The organism is Dysgonomonas sp. ZJ709, from assembly GCF_011039195.1.
Classification (GTDB): domain Bacteria; phylum Bacteroidota; class Bacteroidia; order Bacteroidales; family Dysgonomonadaceae; genus Dysgonomonas.
This window is the reverse complement of record NZ_JAAKEM010000059.1, coordinates 1-3886: the sequence shown is the minus strand read 5'-3', so window position 1 is coordinate 3886 and position 3886 is coordinate 1. Positions and strand designations below refer to the sequence as shown.

Genomic DNA, 3886 nt, shown 5'->3' with positions numbered 1-3886 from the left:
TTGTTTTTATATTTTCAATACGATTGAGCTTGAATATTCGATACTCTTCCCGTAAGTGACACCAAGCCGAAAGATACCAGTTAGGGTGTGTATAGGTAATACCTACAGCCTCTAAGGCTCTCTGACTCTTATTTTCGTCTGCATTGGTATAATTGATCTCTATAATTAACTTATCGTTTATACTGCTTAGTATTGTTTGCAATAAGTTAGGTAAACTCTCCCGTGTATTTCGGCTTTTATATACTGCAATAGTATCGTCCATGTCGTGAAGGTACTTTTTATCGACAGCTCTTAGTGCAGCACGGATTTTATCCATTCCCTGACGAAAATAGTTGCTATTCTGGGTATCGGTAAGTTGTTCGATAATCTTTTCAGCAGTAAGAAAAGCTATTGCCTCTTCTTTGGTAAACATAAGTGATGGTAGCCTATAACCTTCGATCAAAGAGTAACCGACTCCCGAATTACCGCAGATAGGTACTCCTGCTTCTGACAGGGTATTCATATCACGATAAATGGTACGCAAACTTACCTCGAAACGTTCTGCCATTTCAGAAGCTTTCACAATGGGTCGTGATTGTAATTGTACCAGTAAGGCTGATATGCGGTCGAGCCGATTTAAGTCTTTATTCACTCTGTTATTCTATAATCAATGCCCAAGCGACGCCAAATTTATCTACAACTTCTGCATACAATTTAGCATAGAACGGTTGACAAAGTTCGCATTTTATTTCTCCACCAACAGCCAATTTTTCATAAATATCTTTGAGTTGTTGGTCTGTGTCGCAAAATACGGTAATTGTATGTCCCAGAGACCCAAAATCAGTTTTTGTTCCGGGCATAGTATCTGCCATACTGAAGGTACAGCCATTGAATTCAAGGTCTGAATGGATTATTTTATCCTTGTAATCGGCAGGGGATTCCATATCGGGATAATCTCCGTAGCGGAAAATTTCGCTTATCGTTCCGTTGAATACTCCGGCATAAAAATTTAGAGCTTCTTCTGCATTGCCATTAAAGGATAGGTAAGATTTGATTTTCATATTCTACTGTTTTTTTAGTTACAGTACAAAAGTATCACACTGGTTTGACAACAGTATGTCAGCAACTTTTTAAAACTATACAAAATTTTCGATAATAACTGATTTTCGTTTCTTACCATAATCATTCCTCAAATCTTCCACAACCTAAAGTCGGTCATTTGTTCATCGAGCAAAGGTATGATGGTGTTTTTGCCCTGAATATTACGCTTCGCATTTTTTAGAAAAATCTTCCTCACCGTTCATTCCGGCGAGCGTATTTATTCCAAAAAAATATCCCTGTCAAAAATCACAATACCTCTTGTTGCTCCATGAAACAAAAATGACCGAACTGTCGGATGCCGCAGAAGAAAAAAAAAGTCATGATTATGAGAAACGAAAAAATAAGAATGAAACAAAATGACGCTCCGGCCGGAATTAACATAAGATTTGGCTTGAGAGTGGCTGTATTAGCCGTTTGTACGTGGTTTATCTGCAAAATGAGTACATCGGTAATCGGTGTAATTGGAGTGTATATACTGCTTCGCAGTGTGCTTAAAATCATTCGCCTGTCAGTCAGCATATTCTTTTCAATACTCTCAGTCATTGTACTTATGATAATTATCTCCCTGATTGTGGTATTAATCTTTTAAAACTTCCAATTATGAAATCAACCGATCATTTCAAGAATACCATACAAGCCTATTTAGAAGAACGAGTAGCAAGCGATACATTGTTTGAGTGGGCATATACGAAAGAAAACAAGAACCTTGACGACTGCATTACTTATATCCTCAATGCTGTTCAGAAAAGCGGTTGCAATGGATTTACCAGTGAAGAAATTTTCTCAATGGCTGTTCATTACTATGATGAAACAGATATTGAAATTGGCAATCCGATTAATTGTAATGTAGTAGTTAACCATACGGTAGTTTTGACCGAAGAAGAAAAAGAAGAAGCACGCAAAGAAGCTATCCAAAAAGCACATAACGAAGCCTATAACCGAGTGATGCAACCCAAGAAGAAAGCCAAACGAGTAGAAATGAATAACCAACCAAGTCTATTTGACTTTTAAAATGACAGCAAGATGAAACCAAAAAATAAATTCCAACAACAAATCGTAGAGGCAAGCAAAACCTTACCATCTATTACTAAAGAGCAAATACAATGGGGCTATGATAATGCCATCAGCTATGTAGGACAGCGGACCAAGAAAGGAAAAATAACCTGTTGTAAATGTTCCCACACATGGCAGGGAATGGGCGAACTGATAAATACCCTCTTAGGCTGCGAGTGTCCGAACTGTAAATCAAAACTGATAGTCAAGACAAGTCAAAAGCGGAGTTTCAATGACAGCTACTATATGACTGTTATAGATGCACACAAAGGCTATCAAGTTGTACGGACGATTATGTTAAGCTATACCACCAAAACAAGCAAACTACCCGAGTATTCACACAGTGAAGTGATGCAACGATGGATTGCCCCCAATGGCAAACACGCCACATTTGCACGGCTTCGCCAGACGATGGGAACGTGCTACTATGATTCATGGATATTTCATACCCCATTGGAACTGCGTAGCGAAAATATCAACAACAAGTATTATATAAATATCTATGATAGAATATCCACAGGAGCAGTTTATCCGAAACAGAAGCTAATTCCCGAACTGAAAAGAACAGGCTATAAGAAAGCCTTGTACAATCAAAAGCCCTTGGACCTATTTCGTGTCCTACTAACCGACAGCAGAGCCGAAACACTGATAAAAGCCAAGCAGACCAATCTGTTAAAACGTCTCATGGATAGTGGTTGGACACTAAGTATAGACAATTATTGGCAATCCATCCGCATTTGCATCCGTAACGGCTACAAAATTAAAGATGCGATTATGTGGTGCGATTATGTAGATATGCTTCGCTTTTTTGGAAAAGACCTGCATAATGCAAAATATGTATGCCCCACCGACTTAAAAGCCGAACACGACCGCTATGTAATCAAGAAAACAAAAGCGAATGCACGTTTGGAGGTTGAGAAGCAACTTGAAAAGGAAGAAGACTACAGACAAGCCAAAGAAAGATTTTTCGGACTGATGTTTTCGGATGGGATTATCAGCGTCCGTGTACTTGAAAGCGTAGCCGAGATTATAGCTGAGGGTAGAGCCATGCATCATTGCGTGGCAAGCTATCACTCAAAAGCCGATTCACTTATTCTAACGGCTTGCATCAATGGGAAAAAGATTGAAACAATTGAACTCTCGTTATCTCAATTGCGAGTTATCCAAAGCAGAGGGAAATGTAATAAATGCACCGAATACCACAGTCAAATTATCAACCTTGTAGAGAGCAATATCTCTCAGATTCAAGAACGATTAGCAGCATAAAGGTCGCAGACCTTTTTATTACTTAGCTAAGCAGAACAGCTATAGACTGTTATAATTAGAAAGTGTATCATTAAATATTTTCATTTACTTAATTAAATACAAACCAATTAAACACCAAGGATATATGAAAACAACAGAAGTAAACGACAGCCTGATAGGAAAACGATGCAAGTGCATTTTTACAGGGTTAATGGTAACAGGAATTATCGAGGAAACAGGAATAGACAAATACACCGCAGAGGTAAAAGTTCGTTTTGATGAGCCTCACCAATGGGGCGATGAGCTATTTGAATATGACTTCGCATCTGCTCGTTTGTGTGATGAGTTTGGCTCACTCCACCACCTTGAAATCATTGACGATAAATAATATCCGAATAAAAATAAAATCCGAATCATTTTATCTAATTAGCTGTATTTAAACATTCTAAAATCTGGGGAAATTTGATTTTATTTGTCATTAAATCTATTAATATAAAAAGTATGGACT

5 protein-coding genes and 1 pseudogene are annotated in these 3886 nt (G+C 37.9%); 4 read left to right on the top strand and 2 right to left on the bottom strand.

Annotation, left to right across the window (positions count from 1 at the left end; genetic code table 11):
- A partial coding sequence (locus G7Y56_RS18205) for a YafY family protein (protein ID WP_165045863.1) occupies window positions 1-631 on the bottom strand: 631 nt, incomplete at its 3' end.
- Between the two features lie 4 nt (window positions 632-635).
- Entirely contained in the window at window positions 636-1040 is a 405-nt protein-coding gene (locus tag G7Y56_RS18200) for a VOC family protein (RefSeq protein ID WP_165045861.1), read from the bottom strand.
- Between the two features lie 365 nt (window positions 1041-1405).
- Here G7Y56_RS18200 and G7Y56_RS18195 point away from each other — a divergent pair, with 365 nt between their 5' ends.
- From G7Y56_RS18195 to G7Y56_RS18180, 4 genes and pseudogenes are all read left to right on the top strand, one after another.
- On the top strand, window positions 1406-1669 hold the full coding sequence (locus G7Y56_RS18195) for a hypothetical protein (RefSeq protein ID WP_165045859.1): 264 nt from the start codon (window positions 1406-1408) through the stop codon (window positions 1667-1669).
- Window positions 1670-1680: 11 nt separating this feature from the next.
- A complete protein-coding gene (locus G7Y56_RS18190) occupies window positions 1681-2091 on the top strand; it encodes a PcfK-like family protein (RefSeq protein WP_165045857.1) in 411 nt (136 codons plus the stop codon).
- Window positions 2092-2103: 12 nt separating this feature from the next.
- Window positions 2104-3399 carry a PcfJ domain-containing protein gene (locus G7Y56_RS18185; RefSeq protein WP_165045855.1) on the top strand — a complete coding sequence of 432 codons (1296 nt, stop codon included), beginning with the start codon at window positions 2104-2106 and terminating at the stop codon, window positions 3397-3399.
- Window positions 3400-3523: 124 nt separating this feature from the next.
- Window positions 3524-3763 (top strand): annotated as a pseudogene (locus tag G7Y56_RS18180) (hypothetical protein); the annotation flags it as partial.
- Between the last annotated feature and the right edge of the window lie 123 nt (window positions 3764-3886).

Excerpts from the sequence above, each read along its gene's own strand:
- G7Y56_RS18190 (WP_165045857.1), top strand. The coding sequence starts at position 1,681 with ATGAAATCAACCGATCATTTCAAGAATACCATACAAGCCTATTTAGAA.
- G7Y56_RS18185 (WP_165045855.1), top strand. The coding sequence starts at position 2,104 with ATGAAACCAAAAAATAAATTCCAACAACAAATCGTAGAGGCAAGCAAA.
- G7Y56_RS18200 (WP_165045861.1), bottom strand. The coding sequence starts at position 1,040 with ATGAAAATCAAATCTTACCTATCCTTTAATGGCAATGCAGAAGAAGCT.
- G7Y56_RS18195 (WP_165045859.1), top strand. The coding sequence starts at position 1,406 with ATGAGAAACGAAAAAATAAGAATGAAACAAAATGACGCTCCGGCCGGA.